26 protein-coding genes are annotated in these 25,041 nt (G+C 32.4%); 11 read left to right on the top strand and 15 right to left on the bottom strand.

Translation table 11 applies throughout. The annotated features are described in order from the left end of the window. Nucleotides 1–17 precede the first annotated feature (17 nt). Complete coding sequence (locus ACWNT5_RS18880; protein ID WP_299610061.1) at nucleotides 18–548, top strand: DUF2059 domain-containing protein; 531 nt, start codon at nucleotides 18–20, stop codon at nucleotides 546–548. Here the strand turns inward: ACWNT5_RS18880 and ACWNT5_RS18875 are convergent. Beyond that, the gene (locus ACWNT5_RS18875; RefSeq protein ID WP_299610059.1) at nucleotides 526–1,248 is read right to left on the bottom strand and encodes a class I SAM-dependent methyltransferase; all 723 of its coding nucleotides are present in this window, start codon (nucleotides 1,246–1,248) and stop codon (nucleotides 526–528) included. The genes ACWNT5_RS18880 and ACWNT5_RS18875 overlap by 23 nt on opposite strands. Nucleotides 1,249–1,300: 52 nt before the next feature. On the opposite strand from ACWNT5_RS18875, the gene ACWNT5_RS18870 reads away from it, so the two are divergent. Beyond that, nucleotides 1,301–1,819 carry a YkgJ family cysteine cluster protein gene (locus tag ACWNT5_RS18870; protein WP_299610056.1) on the top strand — a complete coding sequence of 173 codons (519 nt, stop codon included), beginning with the start codon at nucleotides 1,301–1,303 and terminating at the stop codon, nucleotides 1,817–1,819. Between the two features lie 22 nt (nucleotides 1,820–1,841). Here the strand turns inward: ACWNT5_RS18870 and ACWNT5_RS18865 are convergent, their stop codons facing one another. From ACWNT5_RS18865 to ACWNT5_RS18800, 14 genes are all read right to left on the bottom strand, one after another. Next, entirely contained in the window at nucleotides 1,842–2,318 is a 477-nt protein-coding gene (locus tag ACWNT5_RS18865) for a hypothetical protein (RefSeq protein WP_299610055.1), read from the bottom strand. Nucleotides 2,319–2,320: 2 nt separating this feature from the next. Beyond that, a complete protein-coding gene (locus ACWNT5_RS18860; protein WP_456518247.1) occupies nucleotides 2,321–2,965 on the bottom strand; it encodes a hypothetical protein in 645 nt (214 codons plus the stop codon). A gap of 50 nt (nucleotides 2,966–3,015) precedes the next feature. Beyond that, nucleotides 3,016–3,885, bottom strand: coding sequence for a hypothetical protein (locus ACWNT5_RS18855; protein ID WP_456518246.1), 870 nt, complete (start codon nucleotides 3,883–3,885; stop codon nucleotides 3,016–3,018). A 2-nt stretch (nucleotides 3,886–3,887) separates the two neighbouring features. Beyond that, nucleotides 3,888–4,475 carry a hypothetical protein gene (locus ACWNT5_RS18850; protein ID WP_456518245.1) on the bottom strand — a complete coding sequence of 196 codons (588 nt, stop codon included), beginning with the start codon at nucleotides 4,473–4,475 and terminating at the stop codon, nucleotides 3,888–3,890. Between the two features lie 189 nt (nucleotides 4,476–4,664). Then, on the bottom strand, nucleotides 4,665–5,765 hold the full coding sequence (locus ACWNT5_RS18845) for a DUF6620 family protein (RefSeq protein ID WP_299610046.1): 1,101 nt from the start codon (nucleotides 5,763–5,765) through the stop codon (nucleotides 4,665–4,667). Nucleotides 5,766–5,793: 28 nt separating this feature from the next. After that, nucleotides 5,794–6,843, bottom strand: coding sequence for an SPFH domain-containing protein (locus tag ACWNT5_RS18840; RefSeq protein WP_299610043.1), 1,050 nt, complete (start codon nucleotides 6,841–6,843; stop codon nucleotides 5,794–5,796). A gap of 20 nt (nucleotides 6,844–6,863) precedes the next feature. Then, nucleotides 6,864–7,631, bottom strand: a complete 768-nt coding sequence (locus ACWNT5_RS18835; protein WP_456518244.1) for a hypothetical protein — start codon at nucleotides 7,629–7,631, stop codon at nucleotides 6,864–6,866. Between the two features lie 25 nt (nucleotides 7,632–7,656). Then, on the bottom strand, nucleotides 7,657–7,857 hold the full coding sequence (locus ACWNT5_RS18830; RefSeq protein ID WP_299610039.1) for a hypothetical protein: 201 nt from the start codon (nucleotides 7,855–7,857) through the stop codon (nucleotides 7,657–7,659). A 127-nt stretch (nucleotides 7,858–7,984) separates the two neighbouring features. Continuing rightward, nucleotides 7,985–8,674, bottom strand: a complete 690-nt coding sequence (locus tag ACWNT5_RS18825; protein WP_456518243.1) for a Lipl32 family lipoprotein — start codon at nucleotides 8,672–8,674, stop codon at nucleotides 7,985–7,987. 32 nt (nucleotides 8,675–8,706) lie between these two features. Further along, nucleotides 8,707–9,048: a zinc-ribbon domain-containing protein gene (locus tag ACWNT5_RS18820; protein WP_299610033.1), complete on the bottom strand. Its 342-nt coding sequence runs from the start codon at nucleotides 9,046–9,048 to the stop codon at nucleotides 8,707–8,709. Nucleotides 9,049–9,172: 124 nt separating this feature from the next. Next, nucleotides 9,173–9,595 (bottom strand): hypothetical protein, encoded by a 423-nt coding sequence (locus tag ACWNT5_RS18815; protein WP_299610031.1) that lies wholly within the window; start codon nucleotides 9,593–9,595, stop codon nucleotides 9,173–9,175. Between the two features lie 293 nt (nucleotides 9,596–9,888). Further along, a complete protein-coding gene (locus tag ACWNT5_RS18810) occupies nucleotides 9,889–10,533 on the bottom strand; it encodes a response regulator transcription factor (RefSeq protein WP_299610029.1) in 645 nt (214 codons plus the stop codon). Beyond that, complete coding sequence (locus ACWNT5_RS18805) at nucleotides 10,508–12,724, bottom strand: tetratricopeptide repeat-containing sensor histidine kinase (RefSeq protein WP_456518242.1); 2,217 nt, start codon at nucleotides 12,722–12,724, stop codon at nucleotides 10,508–10,510. Before ACWNT5_RS18805 ends, ACWNT5_RS18810 begins: the two co-directional genes overlap by 26 nt. Nucleotides 12,725–12,848: 124 nt before the next feature. Beyond that, nucleotides 12,849–14,183 (bottom strand): exo-beta-N-acetylmuramidase NamZ family protein, encoded by a 1,335-nt coding sequence (locus tag ACWNT5_RS18800; RefSeq protein ID WP_456518241.1) that lies wholly within the window; start codon nucleotides 14,181–14,183, stop codon nucleotides 12,849–12,851. 8 nt (nucleotides 14,184–14,191) lie between these two features. Here ACWNT5_RS18800 and ACWNT5_RS18795 point away from each other — a divergent pair, with 8 nt between their 5' ends. From ACWNT5_RS18795 to ACWNT5_RS18755, 9 genes are all read left to right on the top strand, one after another. Beyond that, nucleotides 14,192–15,433: an ABC transporter permease gene (locus ACWNT5_RS18795; RefSeq protein ID WP_299610021.1), complete on the top strand. Its 1,242-nt coding sequence runs from the start codon at nucleotides 14,192–14,194 to the stop codon at nucleotides 15,431–15,433. A 98-nt stretch (nucleotides 15,434–15,531) separates the two neighbouring features. After that, entirely contained in the window at nucleotides 15,532–16,893 is a 1,362-nt protein-coding gene (locus ACWNT5_RS18790) for a pyridoxal-phosphate dependent enzyme (protein WP_299610018.1), read from the top strand. Nucleotides 16,894–17,053: 160 nt separating this feature from the next. Further along, nucleotides 17,054–18,034, top strand: a complete 981-nt coding sequence (locus ACWNT5_RS18785; protein WP_299901231.1) for a helix-turn-helix domain-containing protein — start codon at nucleotides 17,054–17,056, stop codon at nucleotides 18,032–18,034. A gap of 480 nt (nucleotides 18,035–18,514) precedes the next feature. Beyond that, nucleotides 18,515–19,801 carry a DUF2851 family protein gene (locus tag ACWNT5_RS18780; RefSeq protein ID WP_456518240.1) on the top strand — a complete coding sequence of 429 codons (1,287 nt, stop codon included), beginning with the start codon at nucleotides 18,515–18,517 and terminating at the stop codon, nucleotides 19,799–19,801. Nucleotides 19,802–19,824: 23 nt separating this feature from the next. Beyond that, on the top strand, nucleotides 19,825–20,046 hold the full coding sequence (locus tag ACWNT5_RS18775; protein ID WP_299610011.1) for a PspC domain-containing protein: 222 nt from the start codon (nucleotides 19,825–19,827) through the stop codon (nucleotides 20,044–20,046). A 2-nt stretch (nucleotides 20,047–20,048) separates the two neighbouring features. Beyond that, nucleotides 20,049–21,056 (top strand): potassium channel family protein, encoded by a 1,008-nt coding sequence (locus ACWNT5_RS18770; protein WP_299610009.1) that lies wholly within the window; start codon nucleotides 20,049–20,051, stop codon nucleotides 21,054–21,056. 99 nt (nucleotides 21,057–21,155) lie between these two features. After that, nucleotides 21,156–22,757 carry an alanine/glycine:cation symporter family protein gene (locus ACWNT5_RS18765; RefSeq protein ID WP_299610006.1) on the top strand — a complete coding sequence of 534 codons (1,602 nt, stop codon included), beginning with the start codon at nucleotides 21,156–21,158 and terminating at the stop codon, nucleotides 22,755–22,757. A 103-nt stretch (nucleotides 22,758–22,860) separates the two neighbouring features. Then, nucleotides 22,861–23,640, top strand: a complete 780-nt coding sequence (locus ACWNT5_RS18760; RefSeq protein ID WP_456518239.1) for a ComEA family DNA-binding protein — start codon at nucleotides 22,861–22,863, stop codon at nucleotides 23,638–23,640. A 117-nt stretch (nucleotides 23,641–23,757) separates the two neighbouring features. Continuing rightward, entirely contained in the window at nucleotides 23,758–24,921 is a 1,164-nt protein-coding gene (locus tag ACWNT5_RS18755) for an acyl-CoA dehydrogenase family protein (protein WP_456518238.1), read from the top strand. Nucleotides 24,922–25,041 lie beyond the last annotated feature (120 nt).

The following is a 25,041-nucleotide window of genomic DNA, read 5'->3' as shown; positions in this document are numbered from 1 at the left end:
AGTAAATAAACGAATTTATGAGATATTTAGTTTTTGTTTTAACTTTATTTTTAACAGTTACTGCAAATTTTGCACAAAGATCATACCACGAAGATGCTATGAGATACTTTTCTTTAAACGGAACGGAGCAGCAATATGATATAGCAATTGATCAGATGTTTACATTACTAAAACAACAGTATAGCGCACAGCAAGTTCCAGATACCGTTTGGGAAGAAGTAAGAGGAGATAAGAAAGAATCATTAAATAATATCAAATCTTTATTAGTATCTGCCTATCGCAGTAATTTCACTCATGAAGATATCAAGCAATTAATACGTTTTTATGAATCGGAGACGGGTCAGCAAATGGTAAAAGACAGGTCAAAACTTAGCGATAGTCAGAAAGTTGAGTTGTCTGATTTCTTTACTTCTGAAGTTGGCCAAAAAGTCCAAAATCAAAGTAATTCTTTACGTACTATGGTTGCTGAGGTTAGTGAACAATGGAGTAGGGACTTATATCAGGAAACCGTGAAGAAGTTGAAATCTAAAGGCTATCAGTTGCCATAGTAAGTTTTGCTAGATAATCATTACTTTCTCCTTCTAGTATCAGTTCACATAATAATCCATTAGAGTTAGCAGCGTTTTGTAGGGTATTGTAATCTATATATAACCAATCAAACCAATCAGATGAATGGTTTTTATAGTTCATTTTGTATTGCATTTCTCCATAATATCCTTTGGATGCATCTATCCAAAAACTACCATCTTCTTCTGCGAATAGATAAGAAATATCCGAGGAATCCATTAAAATCTGGCCATTTGGTTTAAGTAATGTTTTGAGATGAGTGAAAAACCGATCAATATTACTTAATTTTCCTATAATTCCACTACCGTTCATTAAAAACAAAAGTGTGTCATATTGTTTTTTTTGAAGCTTTAAAACATCTTGAACACTTGCTGTTTGAATCCCTCTTTTTTTGCAAATTTCTATAGCTCCTTCAGAAATGTCAATCGCATGAACCTTGAGTTTTTTATGTTCCTGAAGGTACAAGCTATGACTTCCTGCACCACAACCTACATCAAGAACTTCTCCATCAACGAGGTCTAATGCTTTTTGTTCTATTAGCGGCATTTCCTCATAGGATCTGAATAAGTACGGTATAGGAATGATATCATCATCGAAGTCTGGAGCTTGTACTACGATATCCTCTTTATATTCATTATGATAAAAGTCTTTGATCGCTTCTCCAAAAATATCTTTACTCATGATTGTAGTTCTGAATTCAAAATTCGTTGTTCATAATTTGTAATTTTGCACTATGCAAGAATTCATAGATCAATTACCAGAACTCGCCAAAGATAAGCAGAACGAGAATAAAAAGTATTTTGCCAAATTAAAAAAGAAACCACCAAAGCATTTAGATCGTTTTATGCAAGATCTACATGATGAAGAGTTTCAAAAAACAGATTGCTTAGAGTGTGCTAATTGTTGTAAGACAACAGGTCCTCTTTTTACTGATATTGATGTGGATAGGATAGCGAAGCATTTAAAAATGAAATCACATCAGTTCGAGGAGCAATATCTTAGAAAGGATGAGGATGGAGATTTTGTACTACAACAAACACCTTGTGCTTTTTTAGCGGCAGATAATTATTGTTTGATTTATGATGTAAGACCTAAGGCTTGTAAAGAGTTTCCGCATACGGATCGGAAAAAGTTTTATCAGATTTCTAATTTAACTATGCAAAATGTGGCAATTTGCCCTGCAGCCTATAATATTGTAGAAAAAATGAAAGCTATCATGCCTTTGGAGCACAAAAGTAATAGACGTGCTTAGATTAAAATAATATAGTTATTTATTATTGGATTTTGGTAATTATAATTTTAATAAATCGGTCATATTCAAACTCTTTTAATTGAATTTGGTAACCCTTCCAAAAGATAAATCGAGCATTATTATGGGAAGTTACCGAGACCGAAGTTCCATCTTTTTGCTCTATTACTTTAGTATATTCAAACGAATTTAATTCTTCTTCAGATTTTAGATGATCATTACTATATACAGATAAGAATTGTAATATCTCTTCTTGTTTTCGCCTTAATGTGATGTTTGCAGATGCTTTTGTAATACCTTTAAGCGAAGTTTTATGCGAAAAAGATTCCAAAGTAAGGGATAAATTATCTTTGAAAATAATCGTTTCATCCGTTTTGACTTCGATTACGGTTCCATATTTCATTTCTAGTGATTTCTCATGAGAGGATATTTTTTGTGCGTATATAGAACTCCCTAATAGTATTACATGAATTAGAAAACATGTTTTTTTTAGAGTGTTCATTTCTAATTATACGTTTCAGAAAAATAATCGGCATCCAAAATGTACTCTGCAATAACTCTTAGCAAAACTTGTCCCATTTCTAAGTTTTGTGCTTCTTCAATAAGTACAGCTTCACAATCTCCATGTGATACAAAATATAGAGTTGGCTCTCCTAATTGGTTCATTTTTCCTGGATGGGCAATAACCCAGTTTTGGCCATAATCGATAACGCCTTCAGTATCTTCAATACCATAACCACTATCCTTTAGTGATGTAATGAATTCTTCATTTTCTTCTTCGGCTTCTTCCAAAAAGTAATATTCCCAACTTTGTTCGATTGCAGATCCTCCTCCTTGAATACCATTAAACCCAAGATATCCTCCACCTAATGATTCCCAGGATATTCCATTATGAATTTTCGCTACTTCAATCCAAGATTTTGGACCTTTTTCAGTTTCAAATGGGGCATTACATTCTAATATTACTTCTTCATCCTCGTATTCTTTATGCTGAAATGTAAGTAATAGTTGATCATTACTTATTTCAGCTTTTAAAAATTGCGCTATAATAAGATCAAGAATTTCTTCGTCTTCTTTATTTTTAGTCATAAAACTTAGATGTTCTTTAATTGACATTGGATCTTGCTTTTCTATTAGATGTTGCCACATAGTTTTGAATTATTTAATTGAATATGAATTTATGTTTTACGTAATTATTACTAATGATAGAATTTCCAAACTCCGTTTTTACGCCCTATTATACTCTTAAAGCCTACCGGAAATTCGTTCTTCTCTGATGTTCTAAATAGCCAACTTCCATCGTCTCTCGTAACTTCTAATAGTTTTCCATTGGCTACAGGAGTCAATCGGATAGATATGGAATCAATATTATCATATATGTTTTGATCTGTAAAAACCATTTTTAAACCTTTAATCCATTCGTTAATGAGATCTTCCTTAGAAATTTCTGGTTTAGACAAGACTTCATATCCTATAATGGGATCTGCGGCAGTAACCATTGCATTTATATTCCCTTCTTCCATAGTTTTATAAAATGATTTTGCAAAAGCAATGGCTTCTTCTTTACTGCTTTTATCTGTGATTATATCTGTATCCATCCATGACCACTTTTTTAAATTAGAAGGCAATGTCACTTGCTTATGAACAGGCGTATCATCATTTTTAATGTTTATTTTTAGTAAAGTTTTACCATTATTCTCTCCTGTAATTTCACCTTTCTTATAAGTTGCTAAACGAATAGTCGCGGATCCTTTTTTCGATAATGGATATACCGAAACTGTATTGATATTTGGAATTGCATAATAGTTAGCTAGCGTAAAAGCGTTTCCGTACCCTTCTTTATTTTCAATCAAAAGCTCACATACTGGAATATCATTTAATCGAACCTTAATATTACTACCTTTTTCACCATATATTTCTATGCTCAAAAATTTTTCTATCTCTCCTTGATTCATAGATGTATCAATATGATTGTTGCTTTGGGGAAATACCAAAGTGTTAAAAATGAATATAAAAAAGCAGGTAAGTTTTAGGTTGCTCTTTATTGCGACTATATTTTTGGTTTTCATTTTTAATTGGTTATTTCAATAAACTCTTCTTTATGCTTATCATCATCTGGTAGGATTGGAGCGGGTTCATAATGACCGTTTATTGATGAGATTACTTCTCCAGTTTTTTTATCTATTTCTTCTTCGCTAAACACACCACCTAAGTAGGGATCTCGCGAGGAAAAAACTACTAAATAGCTGTTTTCCATTTCTTTGATTGTGGTTAAAGGATAGACAATTCCTTTTTTGAAAACATCAATATTAGTGCTATCAGGATTCAAAATCTCATTTATAATTTTCAGATCTGTATGTGTTGGTACATAGAAAGATGAATATGCCGTATTATTACTTTCGATGTTTTTAGTGATAATGCCTGAAGGTAATTCTACAATGATATCAGAATAATAAGCAGTATTTTTTGGAAGGTATATTACATTGTATCCGAATTGCACTAGTACTCTTTGATTACTAGCTTTTACTGATATAAAATGGAAATCCTCTTTACTTATTGTTGTCTGTTCTTGTCTTTTTAGTTCTTTTATGGCCAAACTTATTATATGATTCCTACCACTATTGAGCAGCTTTTTTACATCTTTGTTTGGTTCACTCATTTGAGAATGCATTATAGAGACACAACATAAGGCAAATAGAAAGAGAGATTTCATTTTGGAATTAACAGTTTTTATGATATAGGTTTTTAATTATATAAATGACCCGATTTTCATCGTTGTCTTATCTAAATCTAATGTCATGGAATTATTGATGTCCATCGGGTCATTCCTCATCTAAAAAGAAAAATCCTAAAAATCAATATCATCTCCTGCTCCTGCAGTTGCAAATTCTGCGTTATATTTTTCCATTAACTCTCCCATTTTTAAGGCGAGTCTTGTATCTGTAGCCATTTTGGTAGTCCATTGTGCGCCTATAGTACTCCAATCGTTCACATTAAGCCCGTATTCATTAAGAATAGAAACCGCATCTTTTCCTTGAGTAGCGCCCATATTTTGGTGACACATAATTTTTATGTATAAATCAAAATCTTCCATTACATTATCTAACGAACTACTACTACTTGAGCTTGTAGTATCCGATGCTTCATTAGTTTCAGCAGCGGCAAATTTACCAATGTTAGAGTTCATGAAAGCATCTCCATAAACTTTTGAAATAGCAAAAGTTGTATCCTGGGACATTCTTGCTGTCCATTCTGCAGAAACTTCATCCCAGATTGGCTTTTCAGTTCCTACAACTTTCAGTACTTCTTCTAAATCCATTCCACCTGCAATTTTGGCATTGGCTGCAGCCCAGGTTTCCATATCAATTCCATTAATAGGATCTAATAAGCCTCCAGCCTCAGCAGCTTCGATATGAGCGTCCATCTGCGCGTCTAGCTTAGCTTTTTGTTCTTTTAGGAAGTCATCAGCAGCATCGTAGGCTTTTCCTTCGGCTTTTTCAATTTTTATTAACGAAGACGCTACATGATCTTCTAAAGAAAAATGCTCGTTACTTTTAAAACCATATTGAGCGGCAATTTCTTCAAAGTTGTCATTGTTATTGATTTCATCTAATATTTCTCTTGCTCTATCTGTAGTAGTGTTTAAAGCTTCGGGATAACCAAGAGTTTGTAAACAAGCATTTAATTTTCTTTCCTGACCATTGGCATATTGATTTAGATCTACCCATCCTCCTGTAGTTCCGTCATTGTTTTTACTATAACATAACCAAGGTTCTATATGCCCGATTTGATCAGGATCAATATCAGGCCAGCTAAAATCTGCAGCTTCTTGTACCGTATAATCGTAGCTATTCTCTGCTGAGGATTGCTTATTTTTTATTCCTAATGCAATAGCCTTTTGACCTTGTTCTGTTTTATCGTGATCTGTGAATTTATGTAAATTACTCATTGTATTTGGTTTTTAAATTTGTGGTGAATTAAAATTGAGATAAGATCTCTTGTTTTTTTTGTTTGTACTCTTGCTCATCGATAAGTCCTGCTTCGAACATCTTTTTTAGTTTTTCGAGTTTTTGAATAGGATCATCTGGGTTTGGAGTAGATACAGGAGGGTTATTTTGTGGTTGATATGGTTGCTGTGATTGCTGAGGTTGTTGATTTTGGTTGTGCATCATATTACCCATCATTTGCCCCATTCCTAAACCAGCACCCATTTGCATTCCTAAATTTCCTCCACCTTCATTTTTTGCCATGTTTTTTAGCGCTTCAAGCTGTTGATAATCCTGATAACTTACTCCAAGCTCTCTCATTGCTTGTGCTTCTGCACTCATATCTGCTATTCTGCCGATTCTTGTTTTGGTATCTTCATCGAAATTGGTTCCTTCGATTCTGAAATCAAGTAGTTGAAATCCTAAATCATTGAAAATAGATTCACAGGAGTTTCTGGAAAATTCAGCAATTTCATTTCGGTGTTTGTCGATATCGATGTAACTAAAAGAAGCCTTGGCAAGAAAATCACTAATTGGCTGAGTGATTCTGGATAAAATTACCTTTTGAATGGATCTTACCGGATAATAATCCTCACCAGCAATTACATTAGAGAAAAAATCCACTGCTTTAGTGATTTTAAATGAAAAGTTTCCAAAAGCGCCTAAGCCAACAGGAAAATTATATACTGGATCTTTATAGGTAATAGGTGATGGGGTTCCCCATCTAATGTTTTGCATTTCTGCTTTTCGATAAAAATAGATACCTACTTTATGAGCAGATTCAAACTTATACATGATATTCTTAATAGTTGTCCAAAAAGGAATGTTTCCAGTTTTAAGATCATACAGCCCTTCTTCTTCAAAATAGCCTTCTACTTTTCCCTCGTACACAAAAAGGCATCCTTGTCCCGGACCTACAATAAGTTTGGAGGCATTTTTTATTTCATCTCCATCCTGAGTCCATTTCTCAAAAAGAGTATCTGGTTTTGGATTGTTCCATTCGATTACCGAACGTAATTGATTTCTAAATGAATTTGACATATGTTTTCCTTTTTTTCGAATTATGAATAATCAATTATAAATGACATTTTCGCACTGAGATCCTTCTCATATCGTTCCTCATAATCGGGAATTACTTCGATACGTTTTTTTAGATAGGTTTCTATGTATTTGCGGTATGGAATTATTAATTCATCTTTGCTAAAAATGTCTCTATCTGATAGATAGTTCTGGAACTTTAGATGTTCATATTTTAGATAATGTTCTAACGCAGCTTCTTCTCCCAATGCATTAATTGCAAAGTGTTCTACATTTCTCGCTTTTGTTCCTGGTTCGAATGTGTTTACTGTCTGGCAATAATCACAAGTGGTGTAATACGATCGAAAGAAATTATCTCTAATTGGTAGTTTGGCTTGACATTGTGTACAACAAAAATCTTTGGATAAGGTTTCTTTTGCCTGAGATACTAATTTTTTTGCAGCATCCGCAAAAATTCGTACTTCATAAGATTTCAATTCTTGCTGTAATTCATGCTGCAATTGAAATCCTTTGTTACGTTCCTGAATAAACCTAGAAGTGTCATAATCTATATCAAGATCTAAAAATGTTTGTTCTACCTTATCAAACCAAGTGTTTTCTATTTTATAAATCAGATCAGAAGCCTGCGAATATATCCCCTGCCAGGCATTTTGAAAAGTAATAGTTTCGAAGTCCGTAGCCTCAAATAGTAGCGGTAATGCTGCTTCTGTTTTATTCAGTACCTCATAAAAACGACCTTTTATTTTGGCTAAGAATGTGTCCCATCTTTGTTGTGTGGCAATAAAAGACATGGTAGAGTTTTTAGGTTATAATTTTTTAATAAAACTGGTTTCCACAGAAATCGCAGTATTGAAGATCAGTATCGCTAGGCCTTGCTGCTCCACAGCTTTTACATTTTTTGGTTTCAAGTCCGGCAGTAGCTTCGTCAAATTTGTTGGTAGAAGAAATTGCATTGCCTAATATGTCATCTAGCAGACTTTTCTCTTTGTTATCATCTTTATCGGTTTTATCTGTCATTTTGTAAAATAGTTTATGATGTTTTCAAGAAAGAGAGCTAGTTGCTATTATGGAGATAGAGATAGCTATTCCAATAATTTGATTAGCCTAAGGAATAACTATCTCATTCATCTCTATTAAAAGAAAATTATTTGCTCATTCCTGCTTTTAGATCTTTGATCGTTTTAGCCATTACTACACCAGGAAGTTTTACAGGTGCTGCAACTTCTGCTAAGAAAGTACCCTTTACTTCACCAGTTTTGTAGGTAGTAAAACCGATTCTGTATAATCCAACGGTAAGTGCTTTTAAAGGATCGTTGATGTCACTTTTGTATCTTAACAGAGAGTTGTAAGAACTACCACTTGGTTGTTTTGGCATTTCTCCGCTATCATCATTACGTTCTAGTACTACCCAATTTGCACTATCCACAGCATCTTGGCTGATATTGTCAGCGCTAATAATGTCTGATCTTTCTAACGTAATATATGTGTCAAAATAATCCTTTGATTTAGCATTCTTTGTATATGCTTCAGATTTTATAGGATTTTTTGTTTTAGCTTTCCCTACTGGAGACATCATTCTTACTCCTAGTTCTGGAGCAACAGCAGGAACCCAAACATATATGTAATAAAATTTCTTTCCGTCTTTTACTTCATCTTCATTTCCTGGAGCAGCGTATCCAAGGTATGATACAACATCCGTATACGGAACTTTAATTGTTTTTGGTCCAACTTTTTTCTCAATAGAGCTTCCAAATTTCTTAAGCTTTTGTGCTTCTATTGTTGACGTAGTTCCAAGTACAATAATGCCTAAAAGAAATAAAATTTTTGTTTTCATAATTTAATAATTTGTGTGATTTGATAATTTATTTAGTTTAAAAATGGTATTACTGAAATCGATGTGATTAGTAATAAAAAGATGATAATACCTGTGAAATGATACCACGGGATTTTGACTTTGTTTTTTTCGAATTCTTCAAAATTGGAGATAAGCTTTTCGCTAGTGATCTCTTGTTTTTCAAAGGCTCCTTTGCAATGACTACAGACTACATATAGTTTCTTCCAAAGAGGAAAAAAAGGAATCCAAAACACATGGAAATATTTTCTGTATCCTTGCACCCACATTTGATTTTCTGTCTTGCAAAAAGGACAATGGCCGCCATCTAATTTCGATGGATTTATTGTAGAAGAACTGGTCCCGAATATAATCATGACGTTCTTGGTTTATGTTAGTGGTTATAGAGTATTTTGTTTATTGATTTTTTGATTAGAATGGGAGAGAGAATACAACGGTTCAATGTTCATTTCTCCCTCCATTCTTCAACTAACTAACATATTACGTGAAGAAAAGGAATGATGCCACTATCATCCATCCTCCAACGATAAGTCCAAATACTCCTAATTTTCCTTGTTTAGGAGCAAGCTTTGCTCTTAATTCGTCTGCTTTTTCTTTTGCTGCTTCATTTTTTGATAAGAAGAACTTATTGATAAGTCCAAATCCTAACATAAACCCTAGTGCAGCAGAGATTATATTTCCTGCTAATAATGTTACCCACCAAATTGGATAGGTAGTCAGCCAACCTAGATTTAAAATTGCTGAAATAATTCCCCAAACTCCCCAGAAACAGAATATAAACCCAATCCATCCTTGATATGGTTCAATTTTTTCTAAAAGTTCCTTTGCATTTGGTTTTTTGGAAAGTAATAATGATGGTACTGCTAAAATACTTAATAAAATTAATGAGATTCCCCAGATCATGTCTTATGGTTTTATAGGGTTAGTAATTAGTTTATTTTGGTAAAATTTGATTTGTTGTTTATCAAAAACTACAGTACAAAGATGTCACTTAAATACACCCTTAGAAACACCTTTTCTGGTGAAAATGAGTACCCTGAAAACAGTGAGAATACGTCTAGAAATACGATTGATTTAAAAAAAAGCGTGTTTTGTAAATTCTTTACAAAACACGCTTTTACTAAAATTTATCTCCTAAAATTAATTAGTTGTTGTTTGTCCTATGTATAGGAAGATATATGGTAATCCGAGGTCTCTTAATGCTCTATATATTTCATTTTTAAAGCATATTTAGTAAGACCAGCAAGGTTTCTTACATTTAATTTAGCGATTAAATTTTTTCGATAACTTTCTATGGTATGTTTACTTAAGAATAATTTGTCCGCAATTTCTTGAGTAGTAAATTCCTGAGCAATTAAAGTAATCACATCAATTTCTCTTTGCGTAAGTTTTACTTCTTCATCTTTCTTTTTAGAGAACTTATTCTCCATATAAATATCCTTGATTTCTCTAGAAAAATACTTTTCTCCATTAAGGATAGTTTGTATTGCTTTTAGTAACTCTTCTTTTTCTGCATTTTTAGGCACATATCCATCTACATCATGCTCGATAAGCGTATCAATCATATCAGGATTATTGTGCATACTAACAACTAAAGTTTTAATATTTCTATTTCTTTCTTTTACAATTTTGTTTAGCGCAATACCATCCATTTCTGGCATTGTAATATCGGTAATAATCAAATCAATTTTTTCGTCGGGATTGATCTCTACATATTTTGCAATATGTTTACCATTTTTTGCAGTTAAAAGAATATTGTAATCATTCTCGGAATTTAGAATACTTAATAACCCATCTAAAAACATTTTATGGTCATCAGCTATAATTAGGTTGTATTTCATGTATCGTATTGTTTACGTTGGTTATTTCTATATTAATGATGGTGCCTCTTTTTAATCGCGAATCGATATCAATGGTACCATTTATTTTTTTTAATCTACTTTTTATATTTCTAAATCCAATACCTTCTACTTTTTTATCCACATCAAAACCGACACCATCGTCTTCAAAAAGGATATTGAGTTCGTCTTTAACTAGATTTAATTGTAATTCGATAATAGAACCCTTGGCATGTTTGATACTATTAGTTACTAACTCCTGTATTATCTTGAAAGCTTCTACTTGCAAGTTTTCGTTCAGACTATCTATGTTTTTTCGGGGATATGCATGAAACGAAGTTTTTAAATTACTTGCTCCTTCGATATTACTAATATACTCCTCTAATACGTCACAAAAATTATTTTTAGTAAACTTTTTTGGAATGAGATCATGAGAAATGTCACGCACCAATTCATAGGTATCATCAATTTGTGCGTTGATTCCTTTTAGTACTCCATTATGATTATCATAAGAATTATTTAAGCGGAGCTTAATAGCAGCTAAATTTCCACCAATACTATCATGTAACTCTTGAGCGATACGTTTACGCTCTTTATCCTGTCCTTCTACAGCGGCTTTTATTACCTGTAATTCTTGATCTTTTAATAGTGATGAAATTTTTTCTTCGTTTATTTCTTTTTGTTTTTGACTTAATTCACTCTGTACCTTAATTTTTTGGTAGTACGTAATTAATAATCCAATTACAGGAATAAGTAAGATTAAAAAGGAATATAAAATGATGTTTTTGAATGTTTTTTGTCTACTAATTTCATCTTGTTGAATTTTTAGTTCAGCATCTTTTAGTTCCTGATTTTTTTTAAGAATGATATTATCATTTAATGCTTTTTCTGTAGTATTTTGAAAGGAAAGTAATTTGTTTTCGTTTTCTTTTCTAAGAAGCTCATTCTCTTTCTTCTCGATTTCTTGTTTTAGTTTAAGATTACTAATAGCTTCTTCTCGATTGGCTAATTCGAGCTTCTTATTAGTATTTTCAATTTGTAAAAACTTTATTTCTTTTTCTTTTTGAAGCGTTTTGTATTTTACTTCCAATTCACTTATCTCTTTATCTTTATCAAGAGCTCTTGTAGAGTCATTTATTTTATCATATTGTTCATGATAATCTAATGCTTTTTTAAAATCATTTTGGGCAACAGCTATTTCTCTTAATCTGTAATATATTCGTTCCTGTTCATTTAGAAAACCTATTCTTGTTGCAATTTCCAAGGTATTGAGTAATAAATCCTCTGCTTCCTGATTTCTGTTCAGTTCACTTAATAAACGACCCTTTTCTACACCACCGTAAATTTGCATTCTATCAAAGTTGTTTGCTTTTGCTATCGCTAAAGCATTATCAAAAGAGGCTAAAGATTTCTGGTAATTACCAAGTTTTTTGTAAGTAATACCAAGATTGACAGAGATTGTTCCAATACAACTCTTTCTATCTGCTTTTATACAAAGTTCTCTTCCTTTTTCTAGATATTCTATAGTTTTACCATATTCTTCTTTATATCCATAAATGTTGGCAATATTAACGATAGAACCAAATACCATTTCTTCATTCTTTTTGAATTGCTGACATTTTTTGTAAAGTTCTAGCGCTTGATCATATTCATGAGAACTCAAGAAGGAACCTGCTAAGCCAAATGCATTTACATAATAAACTTTTTCGTCATTATATTGTTGAGAAATTTCAATCCCTTTCAAAAACCACTTCCTTCCTTTCTTGTTTAAGCCTGTGTAACTATTTGCTTGACCAAGTGTGAAGTATGCGAGTCCATGAATATTGTTCTTTAGTGTGTCATTTTCAAATTCATTAAGTTCTAAGATTTTATTAGCATAGTACTTGATGGAATCAATTTTGGAGATACTTCTGAAATAAGAGCATAAAATTAAACTTAGATCAGCTTTAAATCTGTTGCTTTTGACTCCAGGTTTTTTGAATTCTTGATGAGCTCTTACATAACTTTCTGATCGTTTTTCAGGAGTATTTGCCAATACTCTAAGTTCATCGACAATTGCTTTTTCAGTTTTGTTGGGATACGGGAAAGTTCGTTTTGTATCGATTTGACTATGAGCTAAAAAGCTTAGTAATAGCAGAAGAATTGCTATAGTACTTCTTAAAAAGACTAGTATGTTATTGCGAACAGGTTTCATTTGTTACTCTAAAAATAACCCAAGATTTGATTTTAAAAATGTAAGCCCAAGAGTACTCAAAGGTATTAATTTCGGAAGTTTCCGATATCCCTGAAAACAGGGGTCTTAGCATCTTAATTCGGGGTTATTTATAAAGTAGATATTGCGCTCTGATTTTTTTAAAGCTTTCGAGATCTTTTCTCCACGTTTTTTTGATTTCCTGTTCTGTATACCCTTGGATAATTTGTTCTTGCAGGTCTTTAGTTCCAGCATGAGAGGTGAATGACTTGGTATTAAAAAAGCCTTCTTTGTTCTTAGAGTTTCGATAAGCATCGATAAGCCATTGTAATCGAATACTGGATAATCTTTTTGTTTCTCTAAGATCTTTTCCATAGCATACCTCTCCTTTATGCTTAGGATATTTAGCACCAAAATTGGGTTGTGGCGTATACGCAAAGTCATATTGCTCTATTGGAAAATCTGGTGATCCAAAAATCTGAAATTGCATTTCTGTACCTCTTCCTGCATTGATAGTAGTGCCTTCAAAAAAACCTAGACTTGGGTATAGATTTATGGATCGATCGTTTGGTAAATTTGGAGACGGTCTTATGGCCAAACTATAGTAGGTTTGATGTGTATAGTTTTTAACTGGGATAATATCTAATTTACATTTTAGATCACTTCCTAACCAACCTTCACCATTGACCATTTTAGCATATTCTCCTATAGTCATTCCGTGAACTAATGGAATGGGATGAACTCCTAAAAAACTACTATGTTCTGGTTTTAATGTAGGACCATCGATATAATGACCATTAGGATTAGGGCGATCCAATATTAACAAAGGAATATTATTCTCTGCACAAGCTTGCATTACGTAATGTAATGTAGAAATATAGGTATAAAAACGAGCTCCTACATCTTGGATATCAAACACTACAATATCCAGATCTTTAAGTGACGAAGCTGATGGTTTTTTGTCTTTACCATGTAGAGAGATAATAGGTAACCCTGTTTTGATATCTTTTTCATCTGCAACCAATTCTCCAGCATCCGCCTTACCTCTAAACCCATGTTCTGGGGCAAATACCTTTTGTATATCAATTTTTCGTGCTAGTAGAGAATCTACCAAATGTGTGTATTGGCTTAATGAGTTCGGAGCAACTTCCTCCGTTTGTAACAGAGGTTTTAAATTTGGGTATTTAAAAATTACAGAAGTTTGATTCCCAACGATAGCTACCTTTTTGTTTTGTAATAATGGGATATATAAATCAGTCTGATTTGCCCCTACTATTACTGGTGTAAGAACATCTAGAGAATCTTGAATGCGAGTTTCGGCAATTACACTTTTTTGATTTATGATCGATTTTTCATCCTCTTGTGATGGAGTAGAAGAAGGTTTTGTTCCGCTTCCACAAGAAATAAACAGAATAAAAAGGAATAAAAACGTATTTTTGAATGTATTTCTTATTAAAACCATAAGTAACATTGAATTTCGAATATTTTATTGCCAAACGCCTTATCAAAGGTAAGGAACATAAAAGTAGCATCTCATCTACGATCATAAAAATTGCAATATTTGCGATTGCCATAGGAATGATCATGATGTTAATTACCGTTGCCACTGGTATAGGATTACAACGTAAAATTAGAGAAAAAGTTGCCGCATTTAATGGACATGTGATTATTACGAGTTATGATAATAACAATAGCTTGGAATCCTTGATACCAATTAAGAAAGAGCAACATTTTTATCCCAATTTCACGGATGTTACAGGAATTAAGCATGTTCAGGTATTTGCTACAAAAGGTGGTTTAATAAGGACAGAGAACGATTTTGAAGGAGTAGTAGTTAAGGGTGTTGGTGAAGATTATGATTGGTCTTACTTTAAGGAATATATTATAGAAGGTACCCTACCAGATTTTACAGATCCAAGAAATAATCAGATACTGATTTCAGCATATACTGCTTCCCGATTAGGTTTAGGGATAGGCGATAAGGCAAATACTGTTTTTTTAAAGAAAAACTCTAGTTCTAAAATACCTGCTAATATTAGAGCATTTGAAATTGTAGGTATTTATGATTCAGGTTTTCAGGAATTTGATGAGAAGTTTATTCTAGCAGATATTAGGCACATCCAAAAAATGAATAAATGGAAAGATGGAGAAGTTGGAGGTTTCGAAGTGTTTATAGACGATTTTAATCAAATTGATAGAAAAGGATTACAGATTTTTGAAAATATACCTTCCGATTTAGAAGCTGTTACGATCACATTAAAATATGGAAGCATTTTTGAATGGTTAAAGTTATTTGATCTTAATATTATTGGTATTATTAGTATTATCATACTAGTTGCAGGAATTAATATGATCACAGCATTATTGGTTTTAATTCTAGAAAGAACATCAATGATTGGTATACTTAAATCATTGGGTTCTAATGATTGGTCCATTAGAAAAGTGTTCTTATATAATGCTGGTTATCTAATACTAATTGGTTTGTTTTGGGGAAATCTCATAGGAATTGGCTTACTTTTCTTGCAGAAGCATTATGGGATTATTGGTCTTAATCCGGCAACATATTATGTTAGTACAGCTCCAGTTTATATAAACATTGGGTATATACTGTTGCTTAATATCGGAACTATGATTTTATGTTTATTAATGTTGCTGATACCTTCTTATGTAATTGCGAAGATCTCTCCTTCTAAAGCGATTCGTTTTCAGTAATATGAAATACTAAATCTTACCATTACTAAATAGCTTTGTATTCGTATCTTTGCACGGCATAAAAAACATATATTAAGACTATATAAATTAGTAAGCTTGTGAAGTACGCAAATAATATCTTAGAAACTATTGGAAATACTCCAATGGTAAAAATGAATGCTTTAGTTGAAGATGTAGATGCTTTGGTATTAGCTAAATATGAAACGTTTAACCCAGGAAATTCTGTAAAAGATCGAATGGCGTTAAAAATGATAGAAGACGCTGAAGCAGATGGAAGATTAAAACCTGGAGGAACCATCATAGAAGGTACATCAGGAAATACAGGGATGGGACTAGCCCTAGCTGCCATTGTAAAAGGATATAAGTTGGTATGCGTAATGGCAGATAAACAGTCCAAAGAAAAAATGGACATTCTAAGAGCTGTTGGTGCTAAAGTAATGGTTTGTCCTACTAACGTAGAACCAGAAGATCCAAGATCTTACTATTCAGTGTCTAAACGATTAGCAGAAGAAACTCCGAACTCTTGGTATGTTAATCAATATGATAATCCTTCGAATGCAAAAGCACATTATGAAAGTACAGGACCAGAAATTTGGGAACAAACGGATGGTAAAGTAACTCATTTTATTGTTGGAGTTGGAACTGGAGGAACTATTTCAGGTGTTGGAAAATATTTAAAAGAGCAAAATCCTAATGTAAAAGTTTGGGGAATTGATACATATGGATCTGTTTTTAAAAAGTATCATGAGACAGGTATATTTGATGAAAATGAAATATATTCCTATATCACAGAAGGTATCGGAGAGGATATTTTACCAAAAAATGTTGATTTTTCTATTATCGATGGATTTACTAAGGTAACAGATAAAGATGCAGCTGTATATACACAACGGTTGGCAAAAGAAGAAGGAATGTTTCTTGGTAACAGTGCGGGAGCCGCTATAAAAGGGTTACTGCAATTAAAAGATCATTTTACAAAAGATGATGTAGTAGTTGTGCTTTTCCATGATCACGGAAGTAGATACGTAGGTAAGATGTTTAATGATGATTGGATGAGAGAACGCGGATTCTTAGAAGAAGAAGTTTCTACAGCCGTAGATTTGGTAAAGAACCATATTGATAAACCGTTGGTAACAGTAAAAACCGAGGAGCTAGTTTCTCATGCAATAGAGCGTATGCGTAAGTTTCAGATATCGCAAATTCCTGTAACGGATAGTGAAGGTTTTGTAGGGTCAGTAGACGAAAGTGCATTGTTTTCCGCTTTTTTAGAAGATAAGAATAGTGCAGACACACCGATTAAAGATGTTATGAAGGATCCTTTTCCAATAGTAAAAGCTACAACCTCTTTAGATGAAATTTCTGGGATGATCAAAAATGGTAATCCTGCGGTACTAGTTGAACTTGAAAACGGTAAGTATCATATCATTACGAAATATGATGTGATCAGCAATATAAAATAAATTATTTATATTTATATCATTAAAGGTTTCCCCTTTATTAGTTTTAATAGCTAATACAGGGGTTGTTTTTATACTTTATTCTGATTAAAGAATTATTTAACGCAACTTTTTGTCGAAAATGGGATCTTTAAGAAGAAGAATCGTATAAAATCGAAGGGTTATGCAAAAATATTCATTTGACTTTTCTGATATAGATGTATTAAGGAACTACTTTAGATCCCAATTAGATCCTGATGGAACTTCAGATCGTATTTATTTTCCACCACATATCGGTGAGGGATATCTTTGTTATTATAAAATCTCACCAGAGGTATTCCTTTTTATAAATAACTATAAAGCTCATGTGGATATCGAATATGTAAGAGAACCTATTGAAGAAAAAGATATTATCCTCCATTTTAGAAAATATTCCCTAGATCATCAGATAAAGAAAAATGAAATCATAAGCTCCTATTCCGATGGATATACACCTGGTAATATGAGGTGTATGAATTCTCAACAAGGCGAAAGAGTGTATATTAACAAAGGAGCAGTTGTAAAATCTATTATGATTGTTCTAAAAAGTAAGTACACAAAACCATATTTCCTTAAAAACAATGATATGGCTGAAAAGATGGATCGGTATATCCGACATTCTCATCAACATATCAATAAGTTTTATCTATCTTACAAACAATCAATTTTGTTTGATCAAATTGTTTCTCCGAATATAAATAAAGTAGAAAACTACCTGTTTTTTATTGCCAGAGGTATTCGGTTATTAGAGACGTTCTGGAAAGATGTTCTTATGTGGGAAACAGAAAGTAATCCATTTAATATTAATAGTACACAGGTAGGTAATATATATAAGGTAAGTACTTATTTAGAAGATAATTTACACGAGCCTTTTGTAGGTGTGGATCATTTAGCCTCCATGGCACATATGAGTAGAACTAATTTCTTTAATATGTTTAAGGAGATTCATAACCAGACTCCATTAGAATTTTTTAATAATAAAAAATTAGAAAGCTCGTATAATATGATTTTTACCGAAAGACTATCAATTAAAGAAGTTATGGATAATCTTAATTACTCTAATTCCTCAAAATTCAAAAAAGCGTTTTTCAATAAATTTGATATATATCCTGATATCCAAATTTAAAATACTGTAAATCATTTATTTCATATATAAAATAAAGATGGTTGTCATCTGACAACCATCTATAACCTAACACAAACTCAACTAAGCTTAGGATTTTAAAATCTTTATATATGTTTTTGAAAAATTTTCTTCCCTTTTGTTAGAACAAAGTAAAGAAATGATAACGTTGAAATAATTTCCATTAATACATAAAATCTTACCAATAGTACATTTTTACTGTTTTTAAGGCTTTTTTAAGAATAAAATGGAGAAAATAGCACTATTTCTATGTGAAAAAAGTAGTTTTTTTAGGGAATTCTTCCAGTTTTTGGGTAAAATACCATCTAGGTCATTAATTTTCAAAGTTCTAAAACAATAAGCAATAGTTGTGTGAATATTTTAAATATTCACTAATTAGAGGTAACAATTCGGTTTCCAGAAACACAATATGATAGGAACACATTAGATGTTTTTGATCAGTATATTAAAATTGTTACTCTTATGAATGAAGATTTTCTGCATTATCTCTGGAAATATAAAAAAATAGATTTTTTACAACTTCTCACCACTAATTCCCAGAGATTGGTCATACAAAGGGTAGGAGATCATAATCTTACTAGATCTGGTCCGGACTTTTTTAATTCACAAATAATTATTGATCATCAAAAATGGGCAGGAAATGTAGAAATTCATTTAAAATCAAGTGATTGGTATGTGCATCATCATGAGATAGATCCAGCATATGATAATGTGATCTTACACGTAGTTTGGGAACATGATGTAGAAGTTTTTAGAAGAGATAACTCCAAAATACCAACCTTACAATTAAAAGATTATACAGAAAAAGATTTATTACATAAGTTTAGAAAATTTTTTCTTCATAAAGAGTCCAATTGGATACAATGCGAAAAGTTATTGCCCGAAGTTTCTGCTTTTACAATAGCAAACTGGCAAGAGCGATTATATATTGAAAGATTAGAACAGAAATCTAAACTAATTCATAAACTGTTGATCTCTTCTTCTAATGACTGGGAAGCAGTACTTTTTAAATTATTGGCAAGAAGTTTTGGATTGAATGTTAACAACGATGCTTTTCTAAGTCTTGCTAATTCTTTTGAGTTTAAAATAGTAAGAAAATGTAGTGAGGATGTTGAAAATATGGAAGCTTTGTTATTCGGTCAAGCAAATCTATTAGATGAGAAATTTGATAACCCTTATCAACAAAGGTTAGTCAAAAAATATGAATTCCTGAAGCATAAATACACTCTAAAAAATCATGGTGTATCTCCTTTTTATTTCTATGGATTAAGACCATCAAACTTTCCAACTATTCGCATATCTCAGCTAGCGAACCTTTATGTAAAGAATAAACAACTTTTTAGTGATATCATAAAAACTAATACTCTTACAACATTCTACGAGTTATTTGATGTAAGTGCTACTGATTTTTGGAAAACACATTATACTTTTGATAAAGAATCTACCTTTAGAAACAAGAAGTTGACAAAGTCTTTTATCCATCTAATTTTAATTAATACGGTAATTCCACTTAAATTTTTGTATGCTAAAAAGTTAGGGTGTGATAGAGAAGAAGATATTTTTAGTTTAATATCACAATTGCCTTATGAAAGAAATACCATTGTAAACAAATTTATATCATTACAAGTACCTATGGAAGATGCTTTGCATTCTCAGGCGATGATTCATTTAAAGATGAATTATTGTAACCAAAAAGCCTGCTTAAAATGTGCTATTGGTAATTATTTGTTGAATAGAAGAGGTAATTAAAGAGAATATAATTATTTTGCATTATGCTTTATAATCTAAGACAATTTTTAGAAAGAAACGGTTTTTATGTTTCAAGCAGACTAGCAGATCGTTTTGGAATGCGTGCAAAAAATGTACGACTGTTTTTTATTTATTTAACCTTCGCAACTGCAGGGTTAGGTTTTGTAATATACCTGAATATGGCTTTTTGGTTAAAAATAAAAGATTTGGTATATACAAAAAGAACTTCAGTATTTGATTTATAAGTATGTTCAAAAGGTTTGGGTCTAAAATATATATAGCCTTAACACTACTAGTAACGGTTATAGCTGTTGGAGTACTAGGTTTTCGTTTTTTTTCAGATTATTCATGGACAGATGCCTTGTATATGACTGTCATTACGGTATCTACTGTAGGTTTTGGCGAGGTACAACCACTGGACGATACAGCAAAGTTGTTTACCGTATTTTTAATAACTACAAGTGCTTTAATATTAGGATATTCTTTATCTGTAATTACCGAATATATCGTCGGGAAGAGTGATCCCGAAAGAGTGCAATATAGAAAACTGCAAAAAATGATTAGTAAATTAGAAAATCATATCATTATTGTTGGATATGGACGTAATGGTAAGCAAGCTGCTGATAAATTATCGGCATACAATAAACCATTCTTAATTATTGAAAATGATAAAGCGGTTATCGAAAAATATCAGAGTGATGAACGTTTCTTTTTAGAAGGAAATGCTACTGAAGATAGCGTGTTGATAGAAGCACAAATAAAAAAAGCATCATGTCTAATTTGTACATTGCCCGAAGATGCGGATAATTTGTTCATTGTATTATCCGCTAGACAAATAAATAAGGATCTTAAGATTATTAGTAGAGCATCGCAAGATGCGTCTTATAAAAAAATAAGATTGGCAGGAGCGGATAATGTAATCATGCCAGATAGAATAGGAGGTGATCACATGGCATCGCTAGTAGTAGTCCCAGATTTGATTGAGTTTTTAGATAATTTATCTATTGTTGGTAAGCGATCCATAAATATCGAAGAAGTTTCATTTGAAGATTTGTTTGATGATAATAAGGAAAGGACTATCAGAGAAATAGCAATGAGATCTAGAACAGGATGCACAATCATTGGTTATAAATCTCCTGAAGGTGAATATATCGTTAACCCTGAAGCTGACACTGTGCTAAAGCCCGGTTCTAAGGTTGTTGTTTTAGGGCGACCGGAACAAGTAAATCAACTAAATAAAGAATTTAATATTTAGATGATTACCTAAGATTTAACCGTTAAATTATTGTAAACAATTGTTTTTTTTAGCATCTTGCTCACTTCTAAAAAATTAAATTCAATTAACTCACACATTATGAAGAGAATTCTTCTTTCAATTTTAGCAATAACAATTCCATTTTTAACTTTTGCACAAGAGACAGCAGAAAAAGGTCTGGATCAAAAAATAGATGAGGCGTTTCAACCTGTATCTGACTTTTTCTCAAAGGTTATATTTTTTGAAGTCTTTTCTGGAGCTCCTTTTGTAATTATATTATTGGTACTAAGTGCTTTGTTTTTTACGATTTATTTTGGATTTCCTAATATTCGATATTTTGGTAAAGCAATTAACGTAGTTAGAGGTAAGTATGATGACCTAGAAAATCATAGTTTAGGAGACCCTGATGCTGGAGTCGATGGAGATATTAGAGATACTATTAGAGACGAGAGTAAAGAAGGAGAAGTTTCGCATTTTCAAGCATTAGCAACCGCAGTTTCTGGAACTGTTGGAAACGGTAATATTGCTGGTGTGGCGTTAGCTATCGCATTAGGAGGGCCTGGAGCAACTTTTTGGATGATTATCTGTGGATTACTCGGAATGTCTACAAAATTTGTAGAATGTACACTTGGTGTTCAATATCGTGATGTTGGAGAGGATGGAACTGTATATGGAGGACCAATGTACTATCTAAGTAAAGGATTGAAAGATAAGGGGTTTGCTACATTAGGTAAAATTGCAGCCGTTATTTTTGCTATCTTTTGTATCGGAGGATCTTTCGGAGGTGGTAACGCAGCACAATCCAATCAAGCAACAATCGTTCTAAAAGAATTAATGGGACTTGAGAGCACAGGAGCGGGTACTGTGATTGGAGTTATATTAGCAGTATTAGTAGGTATTATTATTATCGGTGGTATCAAAAGAATTGCTTCTGTTACGGAAAAAGTAGTTCCTCTTATGGCCGTAATGTATATCTTAGCTTGTTTATATATTATCTTCAGTAATTTTTCATTTATTGATGATGCTATTGGAATGATAGTAACCGAGGCATTTAACCCAAAAGCAATTGGAGTTGGAGGACTTATTGGAGTTTTATTAGTTGGATTTAAAAGAGCGGCCTTTTCAAATGAAGCAGGAGCGGGTTCTGCTTCGATTGCGCACTCTGCAGTAAAAACAAAATATTCTGCATCAGAAGGACTGGTTGCATTATTAGAGCCTTTTATTGATACCGTAGTAATATGTACAATGACAGCTTTAGTAATTATCATTTTTAACTCTGGAGGAGCTTTTCAATATGGAGGAGACGGAAGTGGATCAGTATTAATCGATGGAGTTTCATACGAAGGAGCAGGAATCACAGCACAAGCATTTGCTAAGTATATACCTTATTCTAATGTCTTTTTAACGATAGCGGTAGTGTTATTTGCTGTTTCTACCATGATCTCTTGGTCATATTATGGATTACAATCATGGAAGTTTTTATTTGGTAGAGGTAAAACTGCTGATTTAGTATATAAACTGTTGTTCTTAACGTTCATCATTATTGGTGCTGCTGCTAGTATGAATTCTATATGGGCATTTTCAGATGCGATGATTTTTGCGATGGTATTTCCAAATATGATAGGATTGTATTTCTTATTCCCAGTAGTTAAGAAACAATTGACAAGGTATTTTGATGCTATAAAAGCATCTAAAGAATAAGACTTTTACAAATATGAAATTTATAAAATCCCATTTCGAGATACATAAAAGGTTCCGGAATGGGATTTTGCTTTTAGCGTTATTAATATTTAGTCTAATTTTATTGATATACTTTTTTCCTACTAAAGGGGATGCAACAACTAATTTTGTTGCTTTAACAGAATACCAGTCACAATTGGATGAGTTAAAAAAGAAAGCGGATGAAAAGAAAATATCATATCAATCAAAACCTTTTAATCCCAATTTTATAACTGAATATAAAGGGTATGTTTTGGGGTTATCTACAGAGGAGCTTAGGAAATTATATGAATATAGAAAAAAGGGGAAATGGATCAATTCTACATCAGATTTTAAAAAGGTTACAGGAGTCTCCGACTCTTTACTAAAAGTAATTTCTCCGTTATTTAAATTTCCTGAATGGATTATTACACCAAAAAAATATAAATCCTATAAATCAAAATATCCCAAAAGGTCCTTTGAGCAGAAAAAGGATCTAAACCTGGTTACATCCAAAGAACTTCAGGAAGAAATAGAAGTTCCAGATTTTATTGCTGAAAGAATTATAAAGTATCGAGATCGACTAGAAGGTTTTGTAAATGATATACAATTGAAGGATATTAAAGGATTGTATGATAATCAATATCAAAAAATACTATCGCTATATACTGTGAAGACATCGAAGAAAATTACAAAAATCAATATTAACAGAGCATCGGTAAAGCAATTAATGGAGGTACCATATTTCGACTTTGAAACCGCTTTGGAAATAAAAGATTTTATAGATGAGAACAATGGCGTGTCTAATTTTGAGGAATTAGGAAAAATAGAAGGGTTTTCTTTAGAAAAAATAGATAGAATAGCATTATATTTGACATTAAATTAAAAATCGGAAAAAATTGCTGTGAATTTTGATAATATGTGAATTTGGTTGCAAATTTTAAATATCTTCTATTTACAGTGATATGTTAGCTATATAAATCAAAGTTATCATTTAAACAACATGTATTTTACAGAAGAGCACGAATTATTTAGAGAGAGTCTGAAAGACTTTTTACAAAAAGAAGTAGTTCCACATATTGAGAAGTGGGAAAAAACTGGAGATATCGAACGCTTTATTTGGGAGAAATTTGGCGAAATGGGGTATTTTGGTATTGCCTATCCTGAAGAGTATGGAGGATTGGGACTAGATCTTTTTTATACAGTTATATTTTTAGAAGAATTACAGAAAATCAATTCAGGTGGTTTTGCTGCAGCAATGTGGGCTCATGTGTACCTAGCGATGACTCATGTAAATAAAGAAGGCGATGCTAGAATAAAACAAGCCTATCTAAGACCTAGTATTTCAGGAGAAAAAATAGGATGCTTATGCATTTCAGAGCCATTCGGAGGTTCTGATGTAGCAGGTATGAGAACCACAGCTGTAAAAGATGGAGATTCCTATATAATTAATGGATCAAAAACATTTATTACCAATGGAGTGTATAGTGACTACTTGGTGGTTGCTGCTAAAACTTCTCCAGAATTAGGAAATAAAGGGATTAGTATCTTTATAATGGATCGAGATACTCCTGGAATTTCGGCAACTAAATTAGATAAACTCGGTTGGAGAGCTTCTGATACTGGAGAAATTGCTTTTGATAATGTAAAAATCCCGTTAGCAAACCTGATGGGTGATGAGGATAAAGGTTTTTCCTATATCATGCAACATTTTGCGTTAGAAAGATTAATTATGGGGATTAATGCACATGCTAGAGCGGAGTTTGCTCTGGATTATGCTATACAATACATGGGAGAGCGTGAGGCTTTTGGAAGAACCATTGATAAGTTTCAAGCACTTAGACATTCGGTAGCAGATATGGCTAGTGAAGTTGAAATGTGTAAAGAATTCAATTATTCTATTGCCAAAAGATTAAACGATGGTCAGTATGTAGTTAAGGAAGCTAGCATGTCTAAATTATTATCTACAAAAATAGCTGATGAAGTTATCTATAAATGTCTGCAGTTATTAGGAGGTTATGGGTATATGGAAGAATATCCTTTGGCTAGACTTTTTAGAGACAGTAGATTAGGTCCTATTGGAGGTGGTACTTCTGAAATCTTAAGAGAGATTATCGCCAAAATGGTAATCGATAAGAAGGAGTACAAACCAGCTGTAGAGGCCTAACTGAGATTTGTATTTTGGCGAAAATGGTTTTCATTTTCCAAAATGGTAATCGATAAGAAGGAGTACAAACCAGCTGTAGAGGCCTAACTGAGATTTGTATTTTGGCGAAAATGGTTTTCA

The sequence above is a fragment of the Aquimarina sp. 433 genome (assembly GCF_054054605.1).
The sequence above is the reverse complement of the archived record's forward strand: the minus strand, read 5'-3'. Positions and strand labels throughout refer to the sequence as shown.

What these genes read in the sequence shown, in the direction of transcription:
- ACWNT5_RS18810 (WP_299610029.1), bottom strand. Translation starts at nt 10,533, where the DNA reads ATGAAATACAACCTAATTATAGCTGATGACCATAAAATGTTTTTAGAT.
- ACWNT5_RS18765 (WP_299610006.1), top strand. Translation starts at nt 21,156, where the DNA reads ATGAAGAGAATTCTTCTTTCAATTTTAGCAATAACAATTCCATTTTTA.
- ACWNT5_RS18775 (WP_299610011.1), top strand. Translation starts at nt 19,825, where the DNA reads ATGCTTTATAATCTAAGACAATTTTTAGAAAGAAACGGTTTTTATGTT.
- ACWNT5_RS18830 (WP_299610039.1), bottom strand. Translation starts at nt 7,857, where the DNA reads ATGACAGATAAAACCGATAAAGATGATAACAAAGAGAAAAGTCTGCTA.
- ACWNT5_RS18855 (WP_456518246.1), bottom strand. Translation starts at nt 3,885, where the DNA reads ATGAAAACCAAAAATATAGTCGCAATAAAGAGCAACCTAAAACTTACC.
- ACWNT5_RS18800 (WP_456518241.1), bottom strand. Translation starts at nt 14,183, where the DNA reads ATGGTTTTAATAAGAAATACATTCAAAAATACGTTTTTATTCCTTTTT.
- ACWNT5_RS18850 (WP_456518245.1), bottom strand. Translation starts at nt 4,475, where the DNA reads ATGAGTGAACCAAACAAAGATGTAAAAAAGCTGCTCAATAGTGGTAGG.
- ACWNT5_RS18865 (WP_299610055.1), bottom strand. Translation starts at nt 2,318, where the DNA reads ATGAACACTCTAAAAAAAACATGTTTTCTAATTCATGTAATACTATTA.
- ACWNT5_RS18780 (WP_456518240.1), top strand. Translation starts at nt 18,515, where the DNA reads ATGAATGAAGATTTTCTGCATTATCTCTGGAAATATAAAAAAATAGAT.
- ACWNT5_RS18870 (WP_299610056.1), top strand. Translation starts at nt 1,301, where the DNA reads ATGCAAGAATTCATAGATCAATTACCAGAACTCGCCAAAGATAAGCAG.
- ACWNT5_RS18770 (WP_299610009.1), top strand. Translation starts at nt 20,049, where the DNA reads ATGTTCAAAAGGTTTGGGTCTAAAATATATATAGCCTTAACACTACTA.
- ACWNT5_RS18845 (WP_299610046.1), bottom strand. Translation starts at nt 5,765, where the DNA reads ATGAGTAATTTACATAAATTCACAGATCACGATAAAACAGAACAAGGT.
- ACWNT5_RS18880 (WP_299610061.1), top strand. Translation starts at nt 18, where the DNA reads ATGAGATATTTAGTTTTTGTTTTAACTTTATTTTTAACAGTTACTGCA.
- ACWNT5_RS18835 (WP_456518244.1), bottom strand. Translation starts at nt 7,631, where the DNA reads ATGTCTTTTATTGCCACACAACAAAGATGGGACACATTCTTAGCCAAA.
- ACWNT5_RS18875 (WP_299610059.1), bottom strand. Translation starts at nt 1,248, where the DNA reads ATGAGTAAAGATATTTTTGGAGAAGCGATCAAAGACTTTTATCATAAT.
- ACWNT5_RS18805 (WP_456518242.1), bottom strand. Translation starts at nt 12,724, where the DNA reads ATGAAACCTGTTCGCAATAACATACTAGTCTTTTTAAGAAGTACTATA.
- ACWNT5_RS18840 (WP_299610043.1), bottom strand. Translation starts at nt 6,843, where the DNA reads ATGTCAAATTCATTTAGAAATCAATTACGTTCGGTAATCGAATGGAAC.
- ACWNT5_RS18815 (WP_299610031.1), bottom strand. Translation starts at nt 9,595, where the DNA reads ATGATCTGGGGAATCTCATTAATTTTATTAAGTATTTTAGCAGTACCA.
- ACWNT5_RS18860 (WP_456518247.1), bottom strand. Translation starts at nt 2,965, where the DNA reads ATGTGGCAACATCTAATAGAAAAGCAAGATCCAATGTCAATTAAAGAA.
- ACWNT5_RS18820 (WP_299610033.1), bottom strand. Translation starts at nt 9,048, where the DNA reads ATGATTATATTCGGGACCAGTTCTTCTACAATAAATCCATCGAAATTA.
- ACWNT5_RS18825 (WP_456518243.1), bottom strand. Translation starts at nt 8,674, where the DNA reads ATGAAAACAAAAATTTTATTTCTTTTAGGCATTATTGTACTTGGAACT.
- ACWNT5_RS18785 (WP_299901231.1), top strand. Translation starts at nt 17,054, where the DNA reads ATGCAAAAATATTCATTTGACTTTTCTGATATAGATGTATTAAGGAAC.
- ACWNT5_RS18755 (WP_456518238.1), top strand. Translation starts at nt 23,758, where the DNA reads ATGTATTTTACAGAAGAGCACGAATTATTTAGAGAGAGTCTGAAAGAC.